Here is a 26,338-nt window from a genome sequence, read left to right on the forward strand (position 1 = left end):
ATCATGGATGCAGCGCAGATGGACATAAAACTCAAACCTCATGATGACCGCACCAATGGCTGGTCGGCGATTCTTGCGCCGCGGCGTCCGCATCCCGCCTTGCGGCAGCAGGTGGATGCCGACTGGCTGATCATTGGCGCAGGGTATGCCGGACTTGCGGCCGCCCGGCAGTTGGCGCACAACTGCCCGAACGACATGATCGTGGTGCTCGAGGCGGGCGAGGCGGGGGACAATGCTTCCGGTCGCAATTCCGGATTCGCCATCGATGTGCCGCACAACGTCGGGAGCTCCGTTGCGGAGCTGGAAAAGGCGGGCAATTACAAGCGCCTGATGAAGGCGGGCATCGCCTACCTCGATGACATCGTCAAGGCGCGGCAGATCAAGTGCGACTGGAGCGAGAAGGGCAAGTATCACTGCGCAGCCGCGCCGCATCTGGCCGAGACCTTGCTCAGGCATCATGCCCACGAATTGCAGTCGCTCGGTGAGCCTTACGAATGGCTGGAGCAGGCGGCGCTTGCCAAGCGCCTGGGCACTTCATTTTTCCATGCCGGGATCTACACGCCGGGCTGCATCCTGCTCAACCCTTCGGCGTTGACCCGCGGGCTGGCGGATTCCTTGCCGGACAACGTCTCGGTCTTCGAGAACAGTGCCGTGACCCGCCTGGAATGTGGCAGGATGATTTGCGCCACCACCGCGCAAGGTTCAGTCAGCGCACGCAAGCTGATTCTTGCCAACAATGGCAGTGCCTCACAGCTGCCCGGCTTTGAACGGCAAATGTTCAACGTCGCTTCCTATGGCACGCTGACCCGGCCATTGACGCCGGAGCAGCGCGCGCGGATAGGCGATGTGGAGGAGTGGGGCGTGACACCCGCGAACGCGGTCAGCGGCGCGACCATGCGCTATACCCGCGACCACCGCATCCTGATTCGCCAGCAGTTCGATTTTACCCCGAGCATGCAGGTCAATGAGAGCACTCGCTCGCGGGTACGCGAACAGCACAAGACGGTGTTCCTGGCGCGTTTCCCTGACCTCGGGGACGTGGCGATGGAACACTTCTGGATGGGCTTTTTCAGCATTACGCGTAATGGCGCGCCGCGCTGGGGCCGTATTGACGATAATGTCTATGCGGCGGTGGGGTGCAACGGCGTCGGTATTGCCAAGCAGACCATTGCTGGCGTGACGTTGGCTGACCTCGCCTGCGGTGTGGAGAATGACCTGATCGCCGATATGCTGGAGCTGGGCGAGCCGCAGAAATTGCCGCCCAGACCATTCCTGGATATTGGCGTGAAAGCCTATCTGGCCAAGGAACGCTGGGTCGGGAGGCAGGAGTACTAGACAGACGATGTTTCCCAGGGTGGCCATGAGCATTTCACGAAAACGACTTCCTCCGCTGCAGAATCTTGAAGCGTTTGAATCCGCCGCGAGGCATCTGAGTTTTACCAAGGCGGCGGAGGAGGTAAACCTCTCGCAAAGTGCCGTGAGCCGTCAGATCAAGCATCTGGAAGAGTGCATGGACGTGCAATTGTTCACTCGCACGCACAAGACCCTCAACCTGACGAAGGCCGGCAGAACGTTGTTGGGCGGTATCGAGCGAAGTTTGTCGGAGCTGCGCCGGACGCTGGATACCATCGAGAACGACAGGAGCCCGACCGTCACGATCAGTGCCAGTATGGCGATCGCCAGCTTCTGGCTGTTGCCCGGGATCGCTGAATTCAAGGACCAGCATCCGGATATCCGGGTCCGGGTGATTGCCGGTGACGGTGACGATTACACCGCTATCCAAAACAATGAAACCGACTTCACGATTCTCTATGACCAGGGACAGCGGGGCGGTTTTGTGTCCACTGGCCTGTTCGAGGAAGTGATCTTTCCCGCCTGTACTCCGCAATATCTGAGGGGCCGCAGCATCAGCAGTATCGAAGACCTTTCCCGGGAAAAGCTGATCGATTTCGAGGTCAAGCACCTGCGCACGGTGAAGGGCTGGCCGGACTGGTTCAGCCGCGCGGGTTGTGAAACCGGCGGCATCAACTACACCATCTCGGTTTCCAACTACGACCTTGCCTGTCGCGCGGCCTTGGCCGGGCAGGGCGTGGTGCTGATGTGGGCCTATGTCGCGCCGCTGGCGGAGTTCAGCAACGGTACGCTGCTGCGACCGGTCGCAGAAGTGGTGAATACCGGGCACGTCGAGCATCTCGTTTATGCCAAGGCGTTGGAGGAATCTCGCCCGCACATGGTGTTCAAGGACTGGATCCTCGGCTACGCAAAGCGCACCAATGAGGCGACCCGAAGCCTTCTGGGGCTTGCCTCGGACAGCTGATTGTCGCCTTTTCTCCAGCATGCAAAATGCGCATGCACTGCACTGAAAATGATCGTTTGTCCGGCTTTGGCCGACGCAGCAACACTGGCGCCTCCTCATACAAGAACAACTAGAGGTTGGCCAACGTGTCCTATCCTGTCCGTACTCCATGCATGCTCTGTGCATGCACCTTAATGCTGTTCAGTCTGCCCCTGATGGCCGCCGACGACGCCGCGCGGCCGCAGGGTTTCGTTGACGGCAGCTCGCTGCAACTGATCAACCGCAACTTCTACTTCAACCGGGATTTTCGCAGCCGCGGCGATGGCGTTTTCAACTCGCGCCAACAGAGTTATCGCGAAGAGTGGGCCCAGGGTTTCCAGGCATTTTTCAGCTCCGGCTACACCCAGGGGCCAGTTGGCATCGGCGTCGATGCCCACGCGTTGCTGGGGTTGAAGCTGGACAGCGGCGGCGGCACCTCGGGCACCAATCTGCTGCCGTTGGACAGCCAGCGCCGCGCCGAGGATGATTTCTCCGCAGGCGGCGGGGCGCTGAAGCTGCGAGCGTTCGATACCGAGCTGAAGGTGGGCGATCTGTTTCCGGTCACACCGGTGTTCCAGCGCGGTGACGGACGTCTGTTGCCGCAGAGTTTTCGGGGAGTCTCGCTGCAGAACGCTTCCATCGACGGCCTGACCCTGCAAGGCGGTCATCTGCATGCGGCGCGCCACAAAGCCAGCAGCAATCATGACGACGAAATAACCACCGAATACGGCGGTACCCGCTTCCGTTCCGCCAGCTACCTGGGCGTCGACTACAGCTTCGCCGACGGCACGTTGCTGAGTGTGTATCAGGCCCGTTTCGAGGATGTCTGGAATCAGACCTACATCAACCTTGCCAGGACCTTCAACTTCGACGATGGCCAGTCCCTGGCGCTGGGTGCCAATCTTTATCGCACCCGCGATCAGGGCAGTGCCCAGGCGGGTGAAATTCATACCAATAGTTGGAGCAGCTATGCGCGGCTGCGTACAGGCGCGCATTCCATGATGCTGGCGTACCAGCGTATCGATGGAGACCAGCCCTTCGATTATCTCGGCGACGGCGATTCCATTTACCTCGCCAACTCGGTGCTCTATTCCGATTTCAACTCACCGAACGAGCGCTCCTGGCAACTGCGCTATGACATCGATCTCGCCGCCTTCGGCTTGCCGGGCTTAAGCTTCATGACCCGTTACCTGCGTGGCTCCGGCATCGACAACACCAAGGTCGATCCCAATGGCGCCTATGCCTATTACGCAACGCTGGGTGACGGGGGCAAGCACTGGGAGCGCGATGTCCAGCTGCAATATGTCATCCAGAGCGGCCCGGCCAAGAACCTTTCCTTCACCGTGCAACAAACCATCCACCGCGCCAATTCAGCCCAGGCTGATGGCGATGTGGATCAAGTGCGGATCATTACTAATTACCCACTGGATTTATTCTGATCGGGGGCGGCGTTCAATTCTGTGGGGGAAAAAAAGCGAGCCGATGAAGGCTCGCCGTTTTGCGGTTCCTTCACGTGCCTGGTGGATACATTATCGGTGACGTGCGCTCTATGACTTGCTCGATTTTGGTCAGCAGTGAGGAGTCGAGGTGTGGCATGACTTCGAGTGCGCCAAGGTTCTCTTGCAACTGTTTCAGACTAGAGGCACCGATCAATACCGATGTGACCGAACGGTTTTGCAGCGCCCAGGCCAGCGCGAGCTGCGCGCGTGTCGCCCCAAGCTCGCAAGCAATGTCCTTCAACTGCCTGGCCGCCGCGATACGTGCTTCGCGTTTGTTCTCGAACACAAAATCTTCAAGCCACGCGAAACCTTCGGTTGTCAGTCGGCTGCCCGGCGTCGTTCCTTCATCGTAACGACCAGCCAGAATGCCTGATGCCAGCGGAGACCAGGTGGTCAGCCCCAAGCCGTGTTCATGGACAAGGGGTTGATACTCATCTTCAACGCGTTGGCGATGAAAAAGATTGTATTGCGGCTGTTCCAGCTGCGGAGGGATCAGGTTGTGGTTCTTGCAAAAAACGATCAGCGCCAGAACATCTGCTACAGGCCATTCAGATGTCCCCCAATACAACACTTTGCCTTGGTGGATCAGGGTATTCATCGTCCAGGCAATTTCCGCTATCGACATGCCAGGCTCGGGACGATGGCACAGGAAAAAGTCGAGATAATCGACCCCAAACCGTCGCAGCGACTGATGGCAGGCCTCAGTGATGTGTTTTCGACTCAGCCCTTGCTGAGTAGGGCGTGATGGGTGCTTGGCGTCGTGATTGTCGCCTGTTCCGAACAAGACTTTGCTGGAAATGCAGTAACCGTCGCGAGGCCATCCAAGCGTCCGGATGCCTTCGCCGAGCATGCGCTCCGCTTCGCCGCCGAGATAGACCTCGGCGCTGTCGAAGAAGTTGATGCCATGGTCGTAGGCGCAAGCAAGGCACTCGTTAGCGCCGCGTTGATCAAGGCTCGTACCAAAAGTGATCCAGCTGCCGAATGACAAAACTGAAAGCTGCAAGGAAGAGCTGCCCAATGAGCGATAGTGCATGACCGACCTCCAGGAAGAAAAGACAGGAACATGCTGCGTTCCGGAAGGTTCGGCGTGAAATACCGTTTATGTAGGCTGGCAATACGCTGGAGGTATCAGAGGTACCGTTTGATGATGTCGATAAACGCATCGCGCAGGGGCGAGCGAACCGTGCAATTGCTGGCAATGTTGAGTGCCACGCAGCCGAGTTCCGGCGGCGCCTCATGCAACAGTGGGCGAAAACTCACGCCTTGCATGGCAACGCTATCGAAAGACGCCGGAACCAGCGCTACGCCATACCCCGCCGCGACCAGGCCCAGAAGCGTCTGTATTTGCCGAGCGTGTTGAGCAATCCGTGGCGTGACTCCGGCAGTTTTGCAGAGTGTGAGTATCTGATCGTGAAATCCTTGGCCTAATGCGCGAGACGACATGACAAATGTTTCGTCGGCAAGCTCCTCAAGCTTGACGACACTGGCTGCCGCCAACCGGTGATTGCACGGCAAAGCCAAGTGTATGGGGTCAAGCAACACTCGCTCGATGGTCAATGAGGGCGTTGTTGTCCCCGGCGTACGCATGAACCCGACATCGGCTTCGCCGCTTTCCAAAAGCGCGACCTGTTCACTTGTCGTCGCCTCGATAAATCGCATCTCGACAGCAGGCATCTGTTCCCTGAACACCCCCAGGGCTCGCCAGAATTCCGGATGATGGTTGAGATTAATCATGGCCACCACGAGATGCCCCGCAATGCCTTGAGCCACTCTGCGGGTGTGAGCCACGCTTTCGTCCAGGTTATTCAGGAGTTCGTGTGCCTTGTCCAGCAGGGCCAACCCTGCGCTCGTGAGTTCCACGGTGCGCTTGTCGCGAATGAAAAGCGGATAGCCGATGTGGTCTTCCAGCCGTTTGATCGCCTGACTGAGCGGAGGTTGTGCCATGTGCAGTCGCTCTGCCGCGCGGCTGAAATGCAGCTCCTCGGCGACAACCACAAACTGTCGTAACAGGCGAGTCTCGATCATTAGTTCTGTTCTCAGTGCCTTTTCCATATGCCGTGTCGTGGAGAAATTTGCAGGGTCGTCCGACTCGGCAGGTCTTCAGTATCCGCTAGGGCAAAGTGTCCCGCTTGGCGAAATGCTCAATAATGAAGGAGAGGAATGATGTGCGAGTGAGGGAGGGCATACCCGCACGGGCAGCGAATACGATGCCATTGGCATCGTCTGGCAGTATCGCTTCGGCGGAGGGCTTTGACTGGATTTTCTTCGGCTACGTAATCGTCCAGGCACTTCGGCAAAAGCGTCACTTGCGTCCGAGACTCACCTTCGATGAATCGCTTCATGGTCGTGGCATCGGCAGCCAGCGTTCCCGACCCGTAAGACCTGCCGCCCGCGCGGTTGAGTTCACTGACAGCTAGCCACCTGGTAGCCGATCGACGAGGAAATTCACTAAGGTCTTCACCCTTCGGATCGGCGTGCCAACGGTAGTGACCTAAAGAAGCGACTTACTTAATGTTGTGTTGGATCTCCAGCATCCTGAACGTCACTCTTGCGCCCTCGGTGGGATAGCCGGTGTTGTCCTGCACATACGCACCCGCTTTGAAATACAGTGGTTTGGTCTTCCAGCTCGGGTCGATGGTGGTTCTCCAGTTGTATCCTGCTGCGCTGATGCCCAGCGCGCCCTTCGGGCTGAGGTGGAGCTGGTAGGAAAAGTTGCGGTTGAGCGGCACACCCGTCGCAATGGTAATGACCTGGCCCTCTTCATCGTCGGGGCGCATGCGCACCTTGGCGACAATGTTTCCCGTCGAAGCCGACGTTTTGTATTGGTATTCCAGCTTCACCATGGGGCTGTTGCTGTCCTTGTTGTGAATCTGACCGATCACGACCTTGCCGGTGCTGGGCACCTGGCTGACGGTCAGAGTCGCCCGCAGAATGTTATCCGCCGCTGAGTACTGCCAGTTACGCAGCCTTCCATCACTATAGGTTTCCCGCAACTCGCTACGCGGGTAAATAGCGTTGGCCGTCCTGGAGCCGGTTACAGGTGCCCAGAAGGAAAGGGCAGCGGCTTCAGAACTGAAATACTGGCCCTTGAAGCCTTGCGCCAGTCGAGGCGTTTCTACGGTCGCCGGTGGGCTGCCTTCAGGGATGCTTAAATTCCAGGTGGCGAGGTCGATCATGTCAATAATCCTGTATGCGGGGAATGTTGCGGCCACAGTTGCGCTCGAACCGACCTACTGAGCTGTGTCAATTGGTCGACTGATCAGGAAATACGTATGGCGGTAGATTGACGTCAAATGTTCGTCGAGAGGGGTATTGCAGGCTTCATGCCTGCAAGTGTTACCGTTGGTCGGCTATTTAGAAAATCGATGGAACTAATCCGGTTCGCTTGCGGCGTTTGCGTCGATGCGCAAAAGCCTTTCGGAAAACCGCAGCGCCAGCGGAAGACCGTACCGGACCGTCCTGCTCCATCGTTGGGGTGGGATGACTGGCGATAGATATTTTTCAGGTAGCCGTGAAACAGGCTCATATCTACAATTTTCTGCGGGCAATACGCGGCAACCGGGTTGTTAACCCGTTGCGCGTAATACCTGCAAAAAGAAAAGCGTTTAAATCAATTAAGGGTCTTGATGCGGCCAATCACCGAGCCGGCTTCAAAATAGTCGCCGGCCTGTTTGGCGATCTGCACCTGGCCTTCACAAGGTGCCAGGACCGACGTTTCCATTTTCATGGCTTCTACCACCGCGATCACTTGCCCGGCACTCACCGACTCGCCGTCTTCGACGACCCAGGTATGCAGGTTCCCCGCCACGGGCGTCAGCACCGCCTGCGGATCAGTGACCTCGGACGGGACCGTGCTTTCGCTGGCGGTGCCCGCTGCATTCAGGCTGACGCCTCGCAGCAGCGCCGCCGGAAGGCCCAGTTCGTGGCGTTTGCCGTCGATCTCGACAAATGTGCGCAGGATGCCAGGGTCGACCGAGACAGCAGCACGTGGGGCGAGCGTGATCTGTTCGGCGAAATCGGTCTCGATCCAGCGCGTGTGTACGGCGAATTTATCAGCACCGGTGAAGTCGTCATGGTCCATCACGGCCCGGTGGAACGGCAGCACCGAGGCGATGCCCTCAATATTGAATTCAGCCAGGGCGCGCCGGGCGCGGACGATAGCCTGTTCGCGGGTAGCGCCGGTGACGATCAGTTTGGCCATCATCGAATCGAAGGTGCTGGGCACTCGCGAGCCGCTGATCACGCCGCTGTCCAGACGCACGCCCGGGCCAGACGGTGGCAGGAAATCGGTGATCTGACCGGGGGTGGGCAGGAAGCCCTTGCCGGGGTCTTCCGCGTTGATGCGAAATTCGAAGCTGTGGCCACGCGGGGTCGGCGTCTCATTGAAGGACAACGGTAAACCATCGGCGATGCGCAGTTGTTCGATCACCAGATCAACCCCAGTGGTCTCTTCGGTCACCGGGTGCTCGACCTGCAAGCGGGTATTGACCTCCAGGAACGACAGGGTGCCATCCTGGCTGAGCAGGAACTCCACAGTGCCGGCACCGACATAGCCGGCCTTGGCGCAAATATCCTGAGCGGACTGATGAATACGCTGGCGCTGTTCGTCACTGATAAAGGGCGCCGGCGCTTCCTCCACCAGCTTCTGATTGCGCCGCTGCAAGGAGCAGTCACGCGTGCCGACGACGACGACCTTGCCGTGTTTGTCGGCGAGGATCTGCGCTTCGATGTGCCGGGGACGGTCGAGGAACTGTTCGACGTAGCATTCGCCACGACCAAAGGCCGCTTGCGCCTCGCGTACGGCGGAGGCGAACAATTCAGCCACTTCATCCATGCGCCAGGCGACTTTCATGCCGCGTCCGCCGCCGCCAAAGGCCGCTTTGATGGCGATTGGCAGGCCGTGCTGTTCGGCAAAAGCCAGTACTTCGGCGGCGCTTTCGACCGGGCCAGGCGTACCGGCCACCAGGGGCGCACCGACCAGGTGGGCAATTTTTCGCGCCTCGACCTTGTCGCCGAGCACGTCGATGGTCTCTGGGTTGGGACCGACCCAGATCAGCCCGGCCTCGATCACCGCCCGGGCGAAGTCGGCTCTTTCCGACAGAAAACCATAGCCGGGGTGCACGGCATCGGCGCCGCTGCGTTTGGCGACGGCAATCAGTTTGCCGATATCCAGGTAGGTCTCGGCCGGGCGCTGGCCATTCAGCGAGTAGGCTTCGTCGGCCTGGCGTACGTGCAGGGCGTCGATGTCCGCGTCGGCATACACCGCGACAGACTGCACGCCATAGTCGCGGCAGGCGCGGGCGATGCGGACGGCAATTTCACCACGGTTGGCAATCAGTAATTTTTTCATGGGATTTTGTTCACGTCGGCAGTTGAAGAAGAGGCGGGTGTAACGGGTTGAAGCTCTTTGAAGCCGTTCAAAGGGTTGAAGCGAATCTGCGCATTGATCGGTATCTGGCCAGCCAGATCGAGGTGGTAGCTGGCGACTGCGGCGATCACCGGATAGCCGCCTGTCAACGGGTGATCGGCGAGAAACAGCACCGGTTGGCCGCTGGCCGGAACCTGAATGGCGCCGACGGAAGTGCCTTCGCTGGGCAACTCCTGGTGGTTGCTGCGCTCCAGCGGCGTTTCACCGGCCAGACGAATACCGACGCGGTTGGACTGTGAGGTGACGCGCCAGAGCTGGCTGCTCAGACGCTGAATGGCGGCTTCGGTAAACCAGTCGGTGCGCGGCCCCATGACCACGTCGAGGGTCACGATGTTGGCCGTAGTGGGCAGATCGAAGGCGGGTGCTTCGTTCAGCGATACGCTGGTGCCTGTCGTCAGCGCCGTAAAACCCAGTCGGTCACCGGCCGCGAGAGCAGGGGGACCGACCTGGGCGAGGGTATCTGTCGACAGACTGCCCAGCACCGGAGCGACCTCAAAGCCGCCGCGAATCGACAAGTAGCTGCGCAACCCTGCCAAAGGTGAACCCAGGCTGACCTTGTCACCGTCCTCCAGCTCGATGGGCTGGTAGTTGGCGGCAGGCCATTGCAGGCCACTGGCGTTGGTGATGGTGACCGGGGTTTGCGCGCCGGTGATCGCTATCACCGCACGGCCATGACAGACGAAGCTCAGGCCGCCGAGTACCGCTTCCACACAGGCCATGTCCGAGGGATTGCCGACCGCGCGGTTGGCCGCTCGCAGGGCGCCGAGGTCCAGCGCGCCGGAACGGGATACGCCTTGGCCGGTCTGGCCGGGACGACCCATATCCTGCAAGACGCTGTGCAAACCGGGCGTGATGATTTCCAGACAGGCACCGCTGGGCGCGGCGGCACTTGCAGGCACCGTGGGGGCGGGCAGGCCGCCCGCCGGGAGCGGCCCGGCATCGGTAAAACGCACTTTATAGCCGGGGCGCAGCAGGGCCGACTCAGCGCGGTTCAGGTCCCACATCTGCAAAGGCGTGACGCCGATGATCTGCCACCCACCGGGGCTGGCTTGCGGATAAACGCCGCTGAATTCACCCGCCAAGGCAACCGCACCTGCGGGTATGCGGGTGCGCGGAGTTTGTCGGCGAGGCACCTGGAAACCCGCACCGCCGGTCAGGTAGGCGAAGCCCGGAGCGAATCCGCAGAAGGCCACGCTGTAGTCATGGGCGGTGTGGCGCCGGACCACCTCGGCGCGGCTGATTCCCAGCAGCGTGGCGACCTCGTCGAGGTCTTCGCCATTGTAGTGAACGGGGATTTCCACCCGGCGATGCTCGATCGCGCGGCGCTGGCTCAGATCCTGGCCAGCGATACGATTGACGAGCGCCTGCTGCGTAATGGCGCTGGGACGGAATTGGATCAGCAGGGTGCGTGCGGCGGGAATGATTTCTTCCACGCCCGCAATTGGCTCCGCCGTCAGGGCGTCGAACAATGCCAGGGTCTCGTCCAGGTCGTTCAATTCGACGAGCAGGGCGTCCAGGTTGACGGGTAAAAAACGCACGGCAGACTCCTAGACGTGGTACGTGCTGTCAGGCACATCGGTGATGAACATATGGCCGGGCGAATGGGTGATTGCGAAGGGCACGCCCGAGGCCATGACCGCCGCCTGAGGCGTTACTCCGCAAGCCCAGAACACCGGGATCTCTCCCGGCTCGATGCGTACGGCGTCGCCGAAGTCGGGACAAGCCAGGTCCTGGATACCAAGCAACCCAGGCTCGCCGATGTGCACCGGGGCGCCATGGACCGAGGGGTAGCGCCCGGAGATACCGCAGGCCTCGGCCACGCGATCGGCGGGGATCGGTCGCATGGAAACCACCATCTCACCCTTCAGACGTCCGGCCGGACGGCAGGCACGGTTGGTCAGGTACATCGGTACGTTGCAGCCATCGGCGATATGCCGCACTTCTATGCCGGCCTCTTGCAGGGCCGTTTCAAAGGTAAAGCTGCAGCCGATCAGAAAGGTCACCATGTCGTCATGTTCGGCCCAGGCTTTCGTGGCGTCGCTGACTTCTTCCACCAGCTTGCCGTCACGCCAGATGCGGTAGAGGGGCAGGTCAGTTCGCAGATCAGCGCCTTCAGCCAGCAGGGTGCTTGGGCTTGCGGCATCGGTGACGTCAAGGACCGGACACGCTTTCGGGTTACGCTGGGCATACAGCAGGAAGTCATAGGCCCAGTCACGCGGCAAGGCAATCAGGTTCGCTTGAGTCATGCCCGGTGCGATACCGGCGGTGGGGGTGACCAGACCGCCACGGTAGGCGCAGCGTGCTTCACGGCCAGCGGCGATGGCCGCCTGACGCGCGCGATCAAGGGCGTTCATCGACGACCTCCGGCAAAGGGTTGCAAGGACATGTTGGCCTGTTCCAGCACGCGGCGCAGCTCGCGGGCCATTTCCACCGCTGCCGGGCTGTCGCCATGGACACAGATCGAGTCGGCCTGGATTCTGGTCAGGCTGCCGTCGATCGCTTCGATGGTGCCGTCTTCAACCAGGCGCAACATGCGTTGGGCGACGAGCTTGGGATCGTGCAGCACGGCGCCTGGTTCGCGGCGAGAGACGAGGGTGCCCTGAGGCGTATAGGCGCGGTCGGCGAACGCTTCGGCGATACACTGCAAACCCTCGTTACGGGCCAGTTCAATCAGGCTTGAGCCTGCCAAGGCGACCAAAATGAGGTTGGAGTCGATCGCGCGGATGGCTTCGATCACGGCCAGCGCCTGACGGCGATCGTGAGCAATGGTGTTGTACAAGGCGCCATGGGGCTTCACATAGCGCACGCAGGTGCCGGCGGCCTTGGCCAGGCCCTGCAGCGCGCCGATCTGGTAGATCACGTCGGCCGTCAGCTCATCGCTGGCCACATCCATGTTGCGTCGGCCAAAACCCACTTTGTCCGGGTAAGCGACATGGGCACCGATGGTGACGTTTTTTGCCGCTGCAGCTTTCAGTGTCCGCAGGATGCCGGCCGGGTCGCCGGCGTGAAAACCGCAGGCGACATTGGCGCTGGTCACGACATCGAGCATCGCGGCATCGTCGCCCATGCTCCAGGCGCCAAAGCTTTCGCCCAGGTCGCTGTTGATATCTATCGTTGGCATTAACGTGACTCCTTTTTCGTTATCGGGCTCAGGCAACGTTGAGGAAGGCAAAGATCGGCACGACGGAGTTGATAGCCATGTACCAGGTCAGCAGGCAGGTCAGGGCGCCCAGCACCAGCAGCCAGCGTGGGTAATGGTAACCGTCCATGAGGTCCGGCCGGCGCCAGCCGACGTAGATAAAGATGCTCAGGCCGATTGGCAGTATCAGGCCATTGAAACCGCCCGCAAACAGCAGCAATGCGGCAGGCGCGGTACCCATCAGGACAAAGATCAGCAGCGACAGGGCGATGAACACGGTGGTGGCGCGGTTGCGACCCTGCTCGGTGATGTCCGGCTTGAACACGGTGATAAAGGAGATGGAGGTGTAAGCGGCGCCGATCACGCTGGTGATACTGGCGGCCCAGAGGATGAGACCGAAGACGCGCAGGCCGATCTGCCCGGCCGCTGCCTGGAAGGCTTGTGCGGCCGGATTGGCGCCCTGACCCGAGGTGTCGATCACTACGCCGCTGGCAACAACGCCGAGGATGGCGAGGAACAGGATGTAGCGCATGAGACCGGTGACCAGGATGCCGCTCAGGGCTGCCTTGGTCACTGCCTCAAGATTTTCTACCCCGGTAGTGCCGCGGTCGAGCAGTTTGTGAGCCCCCGCATAGGTGATGTAACCGCCGACCGTGCCGCCGACAATGGTGGTAATGGTGGCGAAGTTGATCTGGTCCGGCAGTACGGTCTGGTAGAGGGCTTCACCCAGTGGCGGGTTAGAGGCAAAGGCCACGAACAGCGTCAGGCCAATCATCACCACACCCAGCACGACGATCAGCCGGTCGACGGCCAATCCGGCGCGGTGGGAGAGGAAGATGCCGATGGCCAACAGCGCGCTCAGGCTGCCGCCCCATTTTGCATCAAGCCCCATCAGCGCGTTCAGACCCAGCCCGGCACCGGCGATGTTGCCGACGTTGAACACCAGCCCGCCGAAGATCACCAGCACCGCCAGCACATAACCACTGCCTGGAATCGCTTTGTTGGCCAGATCCGAGGCACGCATCCGGGTCAGGGAGACGATACGCCAGACGTTAAGTTGAACCACGAAGTCGATCAGGATCGACGCCAGGATACCGAAGGCAAATGCTGCGCCCATCTTGGCCGTGAACGTGGCGGTCTGGGTGATGAAGCCAGGGCCGATGGCGGAAGTCGCCATCATGAAAATGGCGGCGATCAGGGAAGAGCGTCGCGCCTTTGTAAATGCTTGAGCGGTCTGGGTCTGTGTCACGGCTGACTGTGTCACGGCATCATTCCTACGGGTGGGAGATGGTTTGATTGAGCAACGAGCGTGCCAAGATTCAATGATCGGCTTGTATGTGTTGATACATATGGCTTTGATTGTTGAACAATATGATTGCCGTAGGTCGACAATGTGCACCGGTTTGTAACCTTATCACTCCTGCGTGTTACTTAATGATGCACACGGCACCCTTGCTCCTTGCCATGCGCTGAGCTCTGATGGAACATCAAAATGACTTTCTCTGACTGCGGATCGCATATGAACGACGTTTCACCTTCCCTACCTCGCTCGCTGGGAGAATCCATTACCCAGAAGGTCCGCAGAATGCTGGTCGAAGGTGAATTGGCTCCGGGCCAGCGGCTGTCCGAAGCAGCTCTGGCCGAAACCCTGCAGATTTCACGCAACACCTTGAGAGAAGCGTTCAGGGTCCTGACCCGTGAGGGGTTGCTCAAGCATGAACCCAATCGCGGGGTGACCGTGGCGGAACCGGATATGGCGTCGATCATTGACATCTATCGTGTACGCCGCTTTATCGAATGCAAGGCCATTGCCCAGGGTTACCCGCTGCACCCGGGAGCGCTGCATATGCGTGAAGCGGTGGAGGTCGGCAAGCGAGCGCGTGAAGCCAGGGACTGGATGGCGGTCGGCACCGCGAACATGATGTTCCACAAGGCGATCGTCGAGCTGGCCGACAGCCCGAGACTGGTGGTGTTCTATGGGCAGATATCAGCCGAACTGCGGTTGGCCTTCGGCCTGCTCGGTGATCCCGAATTCCTGCATATGCCTTATGTCGACATGAACGCTTCAATCCTGCGCTGTATAGAAGAGGGACGACCAGAGGAAGCAACCCAGATGCTCGAAGCCTATCTGGTGCAATCGGAGCGCACCGTGCTGGCAGCCTACGAGCGCAGCAGGAAACGATAGCGTCTGAGTAGCGCTACGAACGCTTAAGAAACCGGGGTTGCCCTACGAAGCGGTCGAGTAAGCAGCCTATGCTTGATGGTTAAAGACCGGCGCACCACGCCATCAAGACAGGAGACCGTTCATGAGCGAGCGAAGCAATGCAGCGATGTTGAGCTTTGATCCGGCGTTTGCGTCGTTGCGCGATGGCCTTTCGGTCGCTCAGCAGATTGGCGACACACTCTGGGTGGCCAATGACGAAACCACGAGCCTGGAGCGTCTGAAAATCCAGGAGGCTGCGCCCGGCGACGTCGTGACGTGCGATGAGCACCAAACGTTCCAGCTCCTGGAGTATCTGGATCTGCCCCTGCCCAAGCAAGACGCCGAGATCGATATCGAGGGGTTGGCCTATGCCCATGACAGTGGTTATCTCTGGGTGGTGGGCTCCCATAGCCTGAAGCGAAGGACCGCCGAGACCGGCACTTCTGCACAGAAAAATATCAAGCGCCTGTCGACGGTAGAGGCGGACGGCAATCGCTTTCTGCTGGCCCGCATCCCAGTGGTGCAGCAGAACGACGGCTACGCACTCGCCAGGAAGGTGGATGCCGATGGACGCACGGCGGCGCAGTTACGTGGCAACGAGGTCGGTAACGACCTGACCGCGGCAATCGCTGAAGATCCTCAACTACGCGACTTCCTGAGTATCCCGGGTAAAGACAACGGCTTCGATATCGAAGGGTTGGCGGTGATCGGCTCGCGCCTTCTGCTGGGGTTGCGTGGCCCGGTCCTTCGCGGCTGGGCTGTGTTGCTGGAGATCGAGCCCGAGCTCGACGACGATTCGACCGACACGCTGGTGCTCAAGAAGATCGGTCCGGAGGGACGCCGCTACCGCAAGCACTTCTTCGCGCTCAATGGCCTGGGTGTGCGAGACCTGTGCACTGACGGTGACGATCTGCTGATCCTGGCGGGTCCCACCATGGATCTGGACGGTCCGGTAACGGTCTTGCGCTGGCGCGGCGGTTTCGCGTCCGACAAGGAGAGCGTGGTCTTTACGGATCAATTGGAGAAGGTGTTGGAGGTGCCTTTCGGGCAAGGCAACGATCACGCCGAGGCCATGTGTCTGTTCGAATCGGGAGAGCCGCTTGGGGAGGTTTTACTGATCCTCTATGACGCTGCGGCGCAGAGTCGTAAACACGGCGATACGGATGTGGAAGGGGACCTGTTCATTCTGAATCAGTCCCCTGTTCGGTCCTGAATAAGGTTTGCACCTACGGATCGCCGGCATAACCAATGCAGTTATTCAGAGGTTTCTCGCACGCACGAAAAACGGTCAAGGACATTTTTGGTAATCATCACGGTATAGGGATCGTTCACCATGAGGCCGTGCACCCATTCACAGGTAGCAGCAGTGAAAACCTGTCCCTTACCTTTGTTGAAATGAACAATCATGCCGGTGCCGCGACTGTGCTGACGGACACTTTCCTCAGAAAGCTCAGGCGCCAATAAAGATGCACGGTACCGGGCATCGCGGTCGCCAAGCATGAAAGAGTACGCATCTTCACCCCGACCATTTTCGGCAGAAGTAGCCCACCCCATGGCCAGGATTTCCAGCCCCGGGGGCGCACCATCAGTGCCCAGTGGTTCAGGAAGGCCTTGGACAAAGCTGTAGTCGAGCCCGTCTACTTCGTAGCCGAAAATGTTGGCCTCATCGCCAAACATATCGGCATAGACAAGGCCCGTGTCTGCAAAACACCAATGTTGCGGCCTGAACACTTGATATCCGCGCGGGCTGCGTCGGGCCATGCCGCCAAAGCCCGCGTAGATGCCGCGAAGTCCATTCACGCCAAATGTGCTGGCGCCCGGGTAGTTCACCAAAGGGTCTTCCCATGCGCTTGTCAGTCTCGCGGGATCAATTCGAACGAAGGGGTCAAGCGTGCGAGCATCGTACTTGTAGGCAACTTGCCGCTTGTGGTCATCCTCCAGTCGAATCTGCCACATGAAGTTGCCGGCGAAGCGTGCAACGTTCCCGCCGCGCTCGACAAAGGCATCCACGTGGTCGCGCATTTCCCGGGTCCAGTACTCGTCGTGTCCGACAAAAACAGCGCAAGCATAGCCGTCAAGGGCGTCGGGCTCTCGATGCAGGTCTTCCTGGGTAATGATATCGACCGAGTAGCCTTGCTCTTCTGCCCAGATCACGAACGGACGCTCGTAGGAGGCCCATCCAGCGAGTGCATAGTATTTGCTGAAACCGTGGAGCGAAGCCCATTCGATGAATTCGTACCGTGCAGGCCCCGGTTTTTGCGGACGTCTGGCGTTAATCGAACGCGGCGCATCCGCTGGCAGCCAGACTTGTCCACGCGCCCAGGGACGCTGAGTTGACAGCAGGGGAGAGCGTCCTCGCGCCGTGCCCGGATGTATGCCGAAATAGTGGTTCGCACCGCCCCAATCGTTGTACGCGGTCCAGGTAGAAGTTGCGGCTACCAGTACTAAAGAGTCCGAATGCTTTTGAATCGCCCTCACGAAAAACAGATGATGCCCGAGGACGACACCTGCTGCATTGACAACTTCGACCCCATAGGCGCCTGCCTGGGTGTCCCCGGCAATGGTCCATTGCGAGAAGACCGGCCAGTTGCATCCACGCTCATAGACCCGGTCGGGCAGGGCATGAAAAGGGGCTTCGAGAAGCGTTGTTTCATACACAGTCCGCGTCATAGCGCCATCGCGGTAGATCCTCAGGGCGACTTGATCGGTGTTTGAGGACACATGCAACAGCACTGTTTCACCCGGCATATAAGAGTGGCGATCGCAGTAGCACCAAGCCGCTGCAGGCCCGTTCTCTGTCGGGACTTCGACCCAGGTTTCGCGAGCGCCCTGACGCGATGCTGAAGTCTGGCTGACGGTGATGTCGGCGCCGGCTTGCTTATCGGATGTCGGGAGTGTCTTCATCTCGGTCATAAATATTTACTCCGCGAACTGTAATGAGTGATCGAATAGCTGAGTGCATACGGCTATCTGAATTTAAGCCCGAGCCTTGCATTGATGTCAACTAGTGATATATTGAATCATCAGGTGATACTATTTGGCCAATTTGACATTTATTTGGAGTAATTGCATGACCGAGAAGACAGCCAGCCCACTGTCCAAAGTGCGCGCGGTGGAGCGCGCGATGACGATCCTGCGCGCGTTTGGACCTAACACGCTGCGTCTGTCGCTGGCAGAGCTGACTCGACTGACAGAGCTGGACAAGGCAACCACGCGTCGCCTGTTACACACCCTTGCAGGCGGCGATTTCATCGAGTTCGACGATGCCACAAAGACGTACGCCCTTGGCCCGGGTGTGCTGCTTCTGATGCCGGGCGTGCAATATGGCAACGATCTGCGCGCCATCGCGGCTCCAGCCCTTACGCGTCTGGCAGAAAAAACCGGCGCGACCGCTTTCCTCTGGACTTACTTCGATGGTTCGGCCCTGTGTCTGGACAGAGTCAACTCGCCTGATTTGCACATCCACACACGCTGGTCCGGCATTGGCACCCGGGTTTCGTTGAACCATAGCGGCGGTCCCAGGGTGCTGCTCGCCTACCTTTCAGCCGAGGAGCGCGCCAAAGTCCTGAACGGTCCGCTGGAGCGTCCGACCGAGCTCTCAACGGTCGATCCGGTCGCTCTGGAATCAGCGGCGGCAGACATCAGACAGCGGGGGTGGGAGTTTGCGGTTAATGACTTCACGCTTGGTATGTCAGGCCTTGGGGCGCCCATTCTGGATCACAAGGGAGACTTGGTTGCCAGCGTCAGCATTGCGACCCTGACCCCGCAATTTGCGATGAGCAATGGTCAGCCGGAACATCTTCCTCTCGTCCTGAAGGCCGCCGCCGAGATCGGTGCGAGCCTGCGGCGAGATTGATCTTCCTGCGAGCAAATTCCGGATCGAAATCCAGGCGGGCATCGCATGTCGAACAGATCATCCAATGAGCAACGCCGCGAGCTTGGGGTCTTCCTGGCCAGCCGCCGGGCGCGTCTGACCCCGGCGGACTTTGGCCTCCCGCCAGGGCCCCGGCGGACCCCCGGGCTTCGTAGAGAAGAGGTGGCATTGCTCGCCGGGGTCAGTGTCAGCTGGTACACGTGGCTTGAGCAGGGGCGCGATATCAAACCCTCGACCGCAGCACTGCAACGGCTGTCGAAAGTCTTCAATCTCGACAGCGTGGAAGCTGCGCATTTACTGGCTTTGGGAGCACGCACAGCGCGCCCGGTTTCGATGAGCGGCGAGGTAAGCTCCGGTCTGAAATTGCTGGTTCGCGAGATGGATCCGATACCTGCCTATGTTCGCAACTCACGGCTGGATATCCTCGCCTGGAATGACGCGATCGCTGCTTTGTTTGTCGATTATGGATCGCTGCAACCTGACGAGCGCAATACGTTGCGCCTTTTATTCCTCTATCAGCCTTACCGCACGCTGATCCTGGACTGGGAGAGCATGGCGCGAGGCATGATCTCCACCTTCCGTGCAGCCCGTGCTCAGGCCGATGACAAGGCGCCTTTCGATAGCCTGGTGAATGAACTCAATGACCTGAGCCCCGAGTTCCGTGACTGGTGGCCGGATACGGATGTGAAGGGGTTCGATGAAGGCTGTAAACGCCTCTTGCACCCCAAGACAGGACCTATCGAGTTTACGTACATAGCGCTGACCCCGCACGGTCGACCGGATCTTTCGCTGGTGACTTATATTCCGCGGCCCGCTGACGGTGAGTCGCAGTCATAGGTTCACAAGGCACCTTCTTGGTGACGCATGTGTTGCATAAGCTCTACGGCTTGGGCAGAGCACTCCGCAACGGGCAAGACGATCGGCTCGGTCGGCGTACGGATTTAACAATGTGCCGCACGACCGAAAGCTGAAAGTGTCGGACCGCCGGATCCTGCCTTTATCAACCCAGCCTGGAAAGAGCACATCCTATGTATACACCTGATAAAAGTCCGGTCCTTCAACCTGTCACCCTGGGTGGTTTACACCTGAAGAACCGTATTGTCATGGCACCGATGACACGCAGCAGATCCGACGATGACGGGGTCCCTGCGCACTACGCTGCGGACTATTATTCGCAACGCGCCGGGGCCGGTCTGATCATCACCGAAGCGACCAATATTTCCGCGCAGGCCCGTGGTTATCCCCGAACGCCGGGTATCTGGTGCGACACGCAAGTGGCCGCCTGGAAACGCATCACTGATGCAGTGCATCGGCAGGATGGGAAGATTTTCCTTCAGCTGTGGCACACCGGTCGCATGTCGCATCCTGACATGCAGGGTGGCGAACTTCCGGTGGCACCCTCGGCCTTGAAGCCGGCTGGGCAGATCCGGGTGCACGATGGAATGAAGGATTTTGTCATTCCGCGGGCGTTGGAGGCCGACGAGATAGGGCTGATCGTGGAGGACTATCGTCGTGCCGCAGTGAATGCGCAATTAGCAGGTTTTGACGGAGTAGAGGTGCATTGCGCGAACAATTACTTGCTGGAGCAATTCATCCGTGACAGTACCAACCACCGCACTGACCAATATGGGGGCGCGCTTGATAATCGCTTGAGGTTTCCCCTGGAGGTCATCAACGCGGTGATCGGGGTATGGGGTGCGGATCGCGTCGGTGTCAGAGTTTCCCCTATCACCACGACGCCGGGTGACACTCCGCTTGATAGCGACACGATGAACACTTACGGCACTTTTCTGGACAAGTTATCCAATCTGGGATTGCTTTACGTTCACGACATTGAAGGCATCACGCAAATGAGTCGTGAGGAGTCCGGTGGGGTGACCTTTGAACAGCTGCGCAAGCGTTTTCGGGGCGCCTACATAGCCAACAATCAGTACACGCTGGCCTTGGCCGAACTGGCCGTGTCCCAGGGCAATACCGACCTGGTCAGTTTGGGCCGGCCGTTCATCGCCAATCCCGACCTCGTCGACAGGCTCCGCGCCGGCGCGCCGCTGGCAGAGGCCCCCAAGGAATACTGGTACGGAGGTGACGCTACCGGGTATTCGGATTGGCCCGGCATGCGATAGGTAATTAATGATCGAGGATCGCGCGAGCGATCCTCATCTGGCAATCGATCAGCGGATTCGCCCATGCGTGGAGGCAATGTCCGGGCGGACCTGATCCGGGATCTCATGCACAGGCTTGCGGTCGCAGGGGCCAGGCGGCGCCACGGGACAGAAAGCGCTCGGTAAACATCTCTTCATAAGATAAAGCGGCAATCAGAACGTTCTCATCGGCCCCCCGCGCTCCAATGAACTGCAGTCCGACTGGCAAGCCCATACGTGTGCGGCCGCAGGGGACTGAGCAGGCGGGTTGCTGGCTGAGGTTAATGGGAAAGGTGAACGATGCCCACTCGATCCAGCTTGTATAACCGTGGTTGGCGGGGACATCGGCCCCCGCTTCAAACGGCGCGATGGCTACCGTCGGCGATACCACAAGGTCGTATTGGGCGAGAAGCGCATCCATCTTCGCGCCATATTGTGCCCTTGCCACTTGCGATCTTGCGTGGTCCACCGCACTGAGTTCCCGCCCAAGCGCAGCCGCCGCAAGCAGGCCGGGATCACAGTGGGCCTGCGCGTTTTCGTCGATTCCAGCGATTCGCGCCGCGGCCCCCACATACCAATGATTTTTGAACATCTCTGGCAACGAGTCCTGGTCTGGAAGGCGAATCGGTTCCACGGCTGCACCCGCCTGCGCCAGTGCATTGATTGTGGAACGTACGATTGCGTCGACTTCATGATCCACAGGCCCGATGCATGGCATTTCCCAATACCCGATCTTCACCCCCTTCCATTGGAATGGGCGGGCACAGATGCCTGCAAAGGCCGTCGGTGGTTGGCTCCAGTCGCGCAAGCTGCGGCCACTGAGGATGTCGAGCATGAGTATCACGTCGCCGACGGTTCTGGCCATTGGCGCGACGTGGGCCAGGGTTCCGAACGTACTGGCGGGGTGCGTCGGTACGCGGCCAAACGTGGGCTTATGTCCAACCACACCGCAAAAGGATGCGGGAATGCGGATTGATCCCCCACCATCGGTGCCGAGATGGAGCACACCCGCTCCCGTTGCCGCCGCAATCGCAGCGCCTCCTGAAGAACCGCCCGAGGTCATGGATGGATTCCAGGGATTGCGTGAAATTCCGTTGCGCGGGCTGTCTGTCACTCCCTTCCATCCAAACTCAGGGCTTGTCGTCAAACCCAGAATGACAGCGCCAGCGGCTCGCAACCGTTGAACGGAGGGCGCATCCGACATGGCGGGCGAACGACCTGTAGAAAGACTGCCATAGCGAACATCCAGGCCTTCGCACGCGATCAGATCCTTGACCGTGATCGGTATCCCGTCGATGGCAGACAGTTGCTGCCCACGACTCCAGCGCACTTGTGCAGCTTTCGCCGACGCCAGTGCACCGTCGTGATCAATGACCGTAAATGCGTTAAGCATAGAATTGATACTTTCAGCTCGCGCCAGACAAGCAGCGGCGAGTTCGACCGGGGATACGTCTGCGCTGGCAAACGCGGCACAGAGATCGCTCGCTGACGCCTCACACAGCTCAGACAGGGGTTGCGAGATATGTCTCATAGGTATTCAACTATTCCAGCCAAAAGCGCCACGCCGTGGGCGAAGCGCAGTGCAAGGCTTCAGGTTTAACGGGCTGCGTCGCGGTTGGTGTTCGCTGCAGGCATGGAGGGCGTAGCGATGTTTGCCGATACGTTCCTTGCATCAATTTCGCAAAGGTCAACGCCCGCCGTTTCGCGGATCAGAAATCCTGCGGCAACAGCCACGAGTCCCAGGCTCATGACGTAGTAGCTATAGACATGTTCCAGGCCGATGCCCGTCAGGTAAGTATTGAGGTAAGGGGCCGTGCCACCGAACAGGGCAACCGAGACCGACGAGACGAAACCGACGCCCTGGGCGCGGGCCTGGGTCGGTACTTGTTCCGACAACACCGCGGGGAAAATCGAGGCAATCAGCGACCAGGCGCCGAGACCGATCACCTGAGCCCAAAACAGCGTGTGGGGTTCGGTAGTGACCATGACGGAGATCGGATACGTCAACAACACAACCAGAATGCCCCACGCGACAATGACCGGTTTGCGACCGATCCGGTCCGATATCATTCCGCAGATCGGTAACCAGATCACACAAAGAATCATGGCAAACAGGCTGGCGCGGTAGGCGCCCCCGGGGTCCATGCCTCGAGTGATGGCGGTCGCCGGGGCAAAAGTCACCCAGGTGTAATAGGTCAGATTGGCTGAACAGTTGAGCATCACCAGATTACGGGCAATACGGAAAAGTTCGCCGCGCGACAATTTTCGGCTGGGTTGGGATTTCTCTTCCTGCGCTGTAAAGACATGCGACTCCTCAACGTTACGACGCATGAAAAGTACATAAATACCAAGCACTCCGCCGATCCCGAAACCGATACGCCAGCCGTAATCATTCATCGCGTCCGGGCCGAGCATTGACGTTAACGCAGCAGCAACGATCGTCGCCGCGATGACGCCAACAATGACACCCAGATAAATCGAACTGGACCATAAACCGCGATGCTCCTTGGGAGCGATTTCGGCGACATAGGTGTACGACACCCCGGTCTCGCCACCGTGGGCAATCCCTTGCAACAGCCGAAAGAACATCAGTGCAATTGAAGCGAGCAAACCGATATCGCCGTAACTTGGAATCAATGCGATGCCAACGCTGCTGAGTGCCAGCAGTGACATGGTGATCAGCATGATCTTCTGTCGCCCAAGACGGTCAGCCAGCCGGCCGAATATCAGTCCCCCCACCGGGCGCGCAAAAAACCCGACTGCAAATACCGCAAGCGTCGAGAGCATGGCAGAGCGCGCATCGGTTTTATCAAAAAGATTTCGGGCCAGATACACAGAAAACGTCGCATAGAGCGTCCAGTCAAACCATTCAAGCGCATTGCCCAGCCCCACAGCGCGTAAGGACCTGAGGCGCCCGCGATAGGGATTCAAATCAACCATGCCTGTTCTCCAAATTGTTTTTATCAAGAACGGCGACCGGGTACGTCCGGTCGCCAGTTCATTAGAGGATCAAATGCTTTTTGTGTCAATGGATGATTCGATGTGTCATCAGATGATACTTGCGTACAAAACCGTCCCTTTTGGCTGCTCAGATTGAAGATGAGAGATAGCCCTGCGTTATTCGGTCGGGATACCGAAAACCAAAGTGGCCCGACGCCTTAAAGATGCAACGCCAGACCTGTGGAATCGCCGACAGGGGACGGCTGGACTTTGACGCGCCATGCAATAAGCAGCGCAGACAGCAGCATCACGATCCCTCCAGCGATAAAGACGCCAGTGATGCCACTGGAGCTGAACATCGCGCCGCCCGCAGCGGCACCCGCAGCGATAGAAGACTGCACCGAAGCCACCACCATCCCGCCCGCACTTTCCGCCTGATCGGGCACTGAACGTGCTACCCAGTTGGACCACGCGACTGGCACGCCCCCGAACGCCAATCCCCAAAACGCAACCAGCAGCGCTTGCCCCGGCACCGAGGCAGGCAAAAACACCAAAGCCAACGCTGCCAGCCCCACCAGCGCAGGCATGAGCGCCAGTGTCACGCGCAGGCTCCGCGCAATCAGCCACCCGGTCAGCATTGTGCCGGCAAAGTTTGCCACCCCGAATCCCAGCAACATGAGGGCGAGCCCATCGGTGTTGACGCCGGTGGTGCTTTCCAGGAATGGACGGATATAGGTGAACAGTGCGAAATGGCCGGTGTGTGCGAGTACACAGCCAAACATGCCGATGGCAATGCCGGGACGCATGAGCACGTCCAGCACAGTTCTGAGTCGTGCCGGACTGCGCGGCGCCATCTGTGGCAGGGTGAACCACTGGAAGAGCAGGGTAATGCCGCCCACGGCCGCAGCGGCGAGGAAAGCGGAGCGCCAGCCGTACAGTCCGCCCAGGTAACTGCCGAGTGGGACCGCGACGACCGTTCCTACTGCGATGCCACTGAAAATGATTGACAGCGCTCGGGGAAGCAGCGAGGCCGGGACCAGACGCATTGCGACGGCCGCGGCCATGCACCAGAAACCACCCAGTGCCACCCCCAGCAGAACGCGCATGACCATCAGCACCCATATGCTGGACGACAAGGCAACCAGCAGATTGGATGCAATCATGAGGACTGAAAACCCCAAAAGCACTGTGCGTCGGTCAAGCGTTCGCGTGAAGCCTGGCACCAGCAATCCGGCAAACAGTGCCACGACGGCGGTCACCGTCACCGCTTGTCCCGCGATAGCTTCGGAAACACCCAGGTCGGTGGCCATGGGGGTCAGCAGACTGGCCGGAAGATACTCGGCGGTCAGCAATCCGAACACACCCATTGCCAGCGAGAATACCGCCATCCACGCCGGTATCTTCGGTTCTACATCATCAAAACTGCCATGGTCGATATCGGATCCGGTGTCACACACGCTGCTATTCATTTATAAATATCTCCCTAAAATTGACGCGAGTCCAAAGTCTATGCGTCAAAATCAGGATGATCTATGATGGAGCGTCTGTAGTTATTGATCAAAACCCCGGAATAAACATGTCTGAGCATTTCGCCCTTTCTTCCGATCTCATCAGCGAACTACTGACCGGCATGCGCCTGCGTGGCGTCCAGTACCGTCGCATCCAAACCGGTCCATCGTTCGGCATCAGCTTGAACGCCAAGCCTGGACATGCCTACTTTCACTACCTCGCTGTCGGCTCTGCTGTGCTGCGCACGGAAGATGGCGTGCTGCATGAATTGTCCGCAGGGAATGCGGTGTTCCTGCCCCAGGGCGCGGCGCATCAGCTTCTGTCCAGCGCGGGGGAACCGACCCAGGACATCAGCTGCTTCGAGTCGGCGCCGTTGGGTGACACAGTCAGCGCCGTCAACCTGTGCCCTACGACCAGCGCCATTCCCAGCGCCATTCTTTTTTACGGCTGCATGCAGTTCGATCTTGGTGGAATGCAGGGGCTGGGGCCCTTGATGCCGGGCCTGATGGCCGCCGATGCCACGAGCGATCGTTATCCCGGGCTCATGCCGATACTCGCCGCCATGAAAGGAGAAATCTGCTCCGGCCGTATCGGCTTCGCCGGGATTCTTGCCCGGCTCGCCGATGTGGTCGCGGCGATGATCGTACGGGGTTGGGTTGAATGTGGCTGTGACTATGCGTCGGGCTTGGTCGCAGCCTTGCGTGACCCCAGGCTTGCCCGCGCAATTCTGGCGCTCCATCGCCACCCGGGCCGCAATTGGACAGTGTCGGAGTTGGCAGAGGAGTGCAATTCATCGCGCTCCGTCTTTGCGGAACGCTTCCAGGCAACCATTGGAACGCCGCCACTGCGCTATGCCACCGAGTTGAGGATGCGCCTCGCCAGTCAGTGGCTGATCCAGGACAGGCTCCCCATCGAAACCGTGGCGCAGAACCTCGGTTACACCTCTCAAGCCGCCTTCAGCCGCGCCTTCAAACGCATCACCGGCTGCCCGCCCGGTGCCAGCCGGGGATCACTTATGAAGTCTTTGGGCCGATAGCTGACTGCTGTCGATTTCGTCCGCTGCAGGCAGCTTGGGTTTGTCCTTCTCGGCCGACTTGCCAAGGACGTAGGTCACGCCATTCGCACCGGGTGCAATGGCCAATAATTTCCAACCTTCCTGAACCGCCTTGTTGGCGCCGCTGACCGAATAGGCTTCTTTTAAATCTATCGCTTCATGCATTTGCATACCGGGCCCTTGTGTTGGTGCCGAGATGGCCACCCCAGCGTAGCG

Annotated in this window: 22 protein-coding genes and 1 pseudogene; 9 read left to right on the forward strand and 14 right to left on the reverse strand. The window is 59.4% G+C overall.

The features are described from left to right. Positions 1 to 18 precede the first annotated feature (18 nt). The 3 genes from J2W17_RS27705 to J2W17_RS27715 all read left to right on the forward strand — a co-directional run bounded on the left by J2W17_RS27705 (position 19) and on the right by J2W17_RS27715 (position 3,774). Positions 19 to 1,335: an NAD(P)/FAD-dependent oxidoreductase gene (locus J2W17_RS27705; protein ID WP_307342365.1), complete on the forward strand. Its 1,317-nt coding sequence runs from the start codon at positions 19 to 21 to the stop codon at positions 1,333 to 1,335. Between the two features lie 25 nt (positions 1,336 to 1,360). Beyond that, positions 1,361 to 2,317, forward strand: a complete 957-nt coding sequence (locus J2W17_RS27710; protein WP_307342368.1) for a LysR substrate-binding domain-containing protein — start codon at positions 1,361 to 1,363, stop codon at positions 2,315 to 2,317. Positions 2,318 to 2,490: 173 nt separating this feature from the next. Further along, positions 2,491 to 3,774 carry an OprD family porin gene (locus J2W17_RS27715; RefSeq protein WP_307342371.1) on the forward strand — a complete coding sequence of 428 codons (1,284 nt, stop codon included), beginning with the start codon at positions 2,491 to 2,493 and terminating at the stop codon, positions 3,772 to 3,774. A 70-nt stretch (positions 3,775 to 3,844) separates the two neighbouring features. On the opposite strand, the gene J2W17_RS27720 is transcribed toward J2W17_RS27715, so the two are convergent. The 9 genes and pseudogenes from J2W17_RS27720 to J2W17_RS27755 all read right to left on the reverse strand — a co-directional run bounded on the left by J2W17_RS27720 (position 3,845) and on the right by J2W17_RS27755 (position 13,665). Continuing rightward, complete coding sequence (locus J2W17_RS27720) at positions 3,845 to 4,867, reverse strand: aldo/keto reductase (RefSeq protein WP_307342375.1); 1,023 nt, start codon at positions 4,865 to 4,867, stop codon at positions 3,845 to 3,847. A 95-nt stretch (positions 4,868 to 4,962) separates the two neighbouring features. Continuing rightward, complete coding sequence (locus J2W17_RS27725; RefSeq protein WP_307342378.1) at positions 4,963 to 5,886, reverse strand: LysR substrate-binding domain-containing protein; 924 nt, start codon at positions 5,884 to 5,886, stop codon at positions 4,963 to 4,965. A 191-nt stretch (positions 5,887 to 6,077) separates the two neighbouring features. After that, positions 6,078 to 6,176 (reverse strand): annotated as a pseudogene (locus J2W17_RS31210) (hypothetical protein); the annotation flags it as partial. A 162-nt stretch (positions 6,177 to 6,338) separates the two neighbouring features. Then, the gene (locus J2W17_RS27730; protein WP_307342379.1) at positions 6,339 to 7,010 is read right to left on the reverse strand and encodes a polysaccharide lyase family 7 protein; all 672 of its coding nucleotides are present in this window, start codon (positions 7,008 to 7,010) and stop codon (positions 6,339 to 6,341) included. Positions 7,011 to 7,444: 434 nt separating this feature from the next. After that, positions 7,445 to 9,184, reverse strand: a complete 1,740-nt coding sequence (locus tag J2W17_RS27735) for an acetyl/propionyl/methylcrotonyl-CoA carboxylase subunit alpha (protein WP_307342382.1) — start codon at positions 9,182 to 9,184, stop codon at positions 7,445 to 7,447. Then, positions 9,181 to 10,800 (reverse strand): 5-oxoprolinase subunit B/C family protein, encoded by a 1,620-nt coding sequence (locus tag J2W17_RS27740; protein ID WP_307342385.1) that lies wholly within the window; start codon positions 10,798 to 10,800, stop codon positions 9,181 to 9,183. The genes J2W17_RS27735 and J2W17_RS27740 overlap by 4 nt, the downstream gene beginning before the upstream one ends. 9 nt (positions 10,801 to 10,809) lie before the next feature. Further along, positions 10,810 to 11,616, reverse strand: a complete 807-nt coding sequence (locus J2W17_RS27745; protein WP_307342388.1) for a putative hydro-lyase — start codon at positions 11,614 to 11,616, stop codon at positions 10,810 to 10,812. Beyond that, complete coding sequence (locus J2W17_RS27750) at positions 11,613 to 12,383, reverse strand: LamB/YcsF family protein (RefSeq protein ID WP_307342391.1); 771 nt, start codon at positions 12,381 to 12,383, stop codon at positions 11,613 to 11,615. The genes J2W17_RS27745 and J2W17_RS27750 overlap by 4 nt, the downstream gene beginning before the upstream one ends. Before the next feature lie 28 nt (positions 12,384 to 12,411). Then, positions 12,412 to 13,665: an NRAMP family divalent metal transporter gene (locus tag J2W17_RS27755; protein WP_307342394.1), complete on the reverse strand. Its 1,254-nt coding sequence runs from the start codon at positions 13,663 to 13,665 to the stop codon at positions 12,412 to 12,414. A 255-nt stretch (positions 13,666 to 13,920) separates the two neighbouring features. On the opposite strand from J2W17_RS27755, the gene J2W17_RS27760 reads away from it, so the two are divergent. Then, on the forward strand, positions 13,921 to 14,586 hold the full coding sequence (locus J2W17_RS27760) for a GntR family transcriptional regulator (protein WP_307342396.1): 666 nt from the start codon (positions 13,921 to 13,923) through the stop codon (positions 14,584 to 14,586). 121 nt (positions 14,587 to 14,707) lie between these two features. Then, positions 14,708 to 15,817: a DUF3616 domain-containing protein gene (locus J2W17_RS27765; RefSeq protein WP_307342399.1), complete on the forward strand. Its 1,110-nt coding sequence runs from the start codon at positions 14,708 to 14,710 to the stop codon at positions 15,815 to 15,817. A 41-nt stretch (positions 15,818 to 15,858) separates the two neighbouring features. Here J2W17_RS27765 and J2W17_RS27770 read toward each other — a convergent pair whose 3' ends face one another. Then, a complete protein-coding gene (locus J2W17_RS27770) occupies positions 15,859 to 17,517 on the reverse strand; it encodes a N,N-dimethylformamidase beta subunit family domain-containing protein (RefSeq protein WP_307342401.1) in 1,659 nt (552 codons plus the stop codon). Positions 17,518 to 17,674: 157 nt separating this feature from the next. Here J2W17_RS27770 and J2W17_RS27775 point away from each other — a divergent pair, with 157 nt between their 5' ends. From J2W17_RS27775 to J2W17_RS27785, 3 genes are all read left to right on the forward strand, one after another. Continuing rightward, on the forward strand, positions 17,675 to 18,460 hold the full coding sequence (locus tag J2W17_RS27775; RefSeq protein ID WP_307342404.1) for an IclR family transcriptional regulator: 786 nt from the start codon (positions 17,675 to 17,677) through the stop codon (positions 18,458 to 18,460). A 45-nt stretch (positions 18,461 to 18,505) separates the two neighbouring features. Next, a complete protein-coding gene (locus tag J2W17_RS27780) occupies positions 18,506 to 19,315 on the forward strand; it encodes a helix-turn-helix transcriptional regulator (protein WP_307342406.1) in 810 nt (269 codons plus the stop codon). 191 nt (positions 19,316 to 19,506) lie between these two features. After that, positions 19,507 to 20,601 carry an alkene reductase gene (locus J2W17_RS27785; protein ID WP_307342409.1) on the forward strand — a complete coding sequence of 365 codons (1,095 nt, stop codon included), beginning with the start codon at positions 19,507 to 19,509 and terminating at the stop codon, positions 20,599 to 20,601. 103 nt (positions 20,602 to 20,704) lie between these two features. On the opposite strand, the gene J2W17_RS27790 is transcribed toward J2W17_RS27785, so the two are convergent. The 3 genes from J2W17_RS27790 to J2W17_RS27800 all read right to left on the reverse strand — a co-directional run bounded on the left by J2W17_RS27790 (position 20,705) and on the right by J2W17_RS27800 (position 25,028). After that, the gene (locus tag J2W17_RS27790) at positions 20,705 to 22,150 is read right to left on the reverse strand and encodes an amidase (RefSeq protein ID WP_307342412.1); all 1,446 of its coding nucleotides are present in this window, start codon (positions 22,148 to 22,150) and stop codon (positions 20,705 to 20,707) included. A gap of 65 nt (positions 22,151 to 22,215) precedes the next feature. Next, a complete protein-coding gene (locus J2W17_RS27795; RefSeq protein WP_307342415.1) occupies positions 22,216 to 23,559 on the reverse strand; it encodes an MFS transporter in 1,344 nt (447 codons plus the stop codon). Positions 23,560 to 23,777: 218 nt separating this feature from the next. Next, positions 23,778 to 25,028 (reverse strand): MFS transporter, encoded by a 1,251-nt coding sequence (locus tag J2W17_RS27800; protein WP_307342418.1) that lies wholly within the window; start codon positions 25,026 to 25,028, stop codon positions 23,778 to 23,780. Between the two features lie 107 nt (positions 25,029 to 25,135). Here J2W17_RS27800 and J2W17_RS27805 point away from each other — a divergent pair, with 107 nt between their 5' ends. Further along, a complete protein-coding gene (locus J2W17_RS27805; RefSeq protein WP_307342422.1) occupies positions 25,136 to 26,104 on the forward strand; it encodes an AraC family transcriptional regulator in 969 nt (322 codons plus the stop codon). On the opposite strand, the gene J2W17_RS27810 is transcribed toward J2W17_RS27805, so the two are convergent. Further along, the gene (locus J2W17_RS27810; RefSeq protein ID WP_307342425.1) at positions 26,078 to 26,293 is read right to left on the reverse strand and encodes a hypothetical protein; all 216 of its coding nucleotides are present in this window, start codon (positions 26,291 to 26,293) and stop codon (positions 26,078 to 26,080) included. The two genes, J2W17_RS27805 and J2W17_RS27810, sit on opposite strands and share 27 nt — an antisense overlap. Between the last annotated feature and the right edge of the window lie 45 nt (positions 26,294 to 26,338).

The sequence above is a fragment of the Pseudomonas lini genome, from assembly GCF_030812475.1.
Classification (GTDB): domain Bacteria; phylum Pseudomonadota; class Gammaproteobacteria; order Pseudomonadales; family Pseudomonadaceae; genus Aquipseudomonas; species Aquipseudomonas lini_A.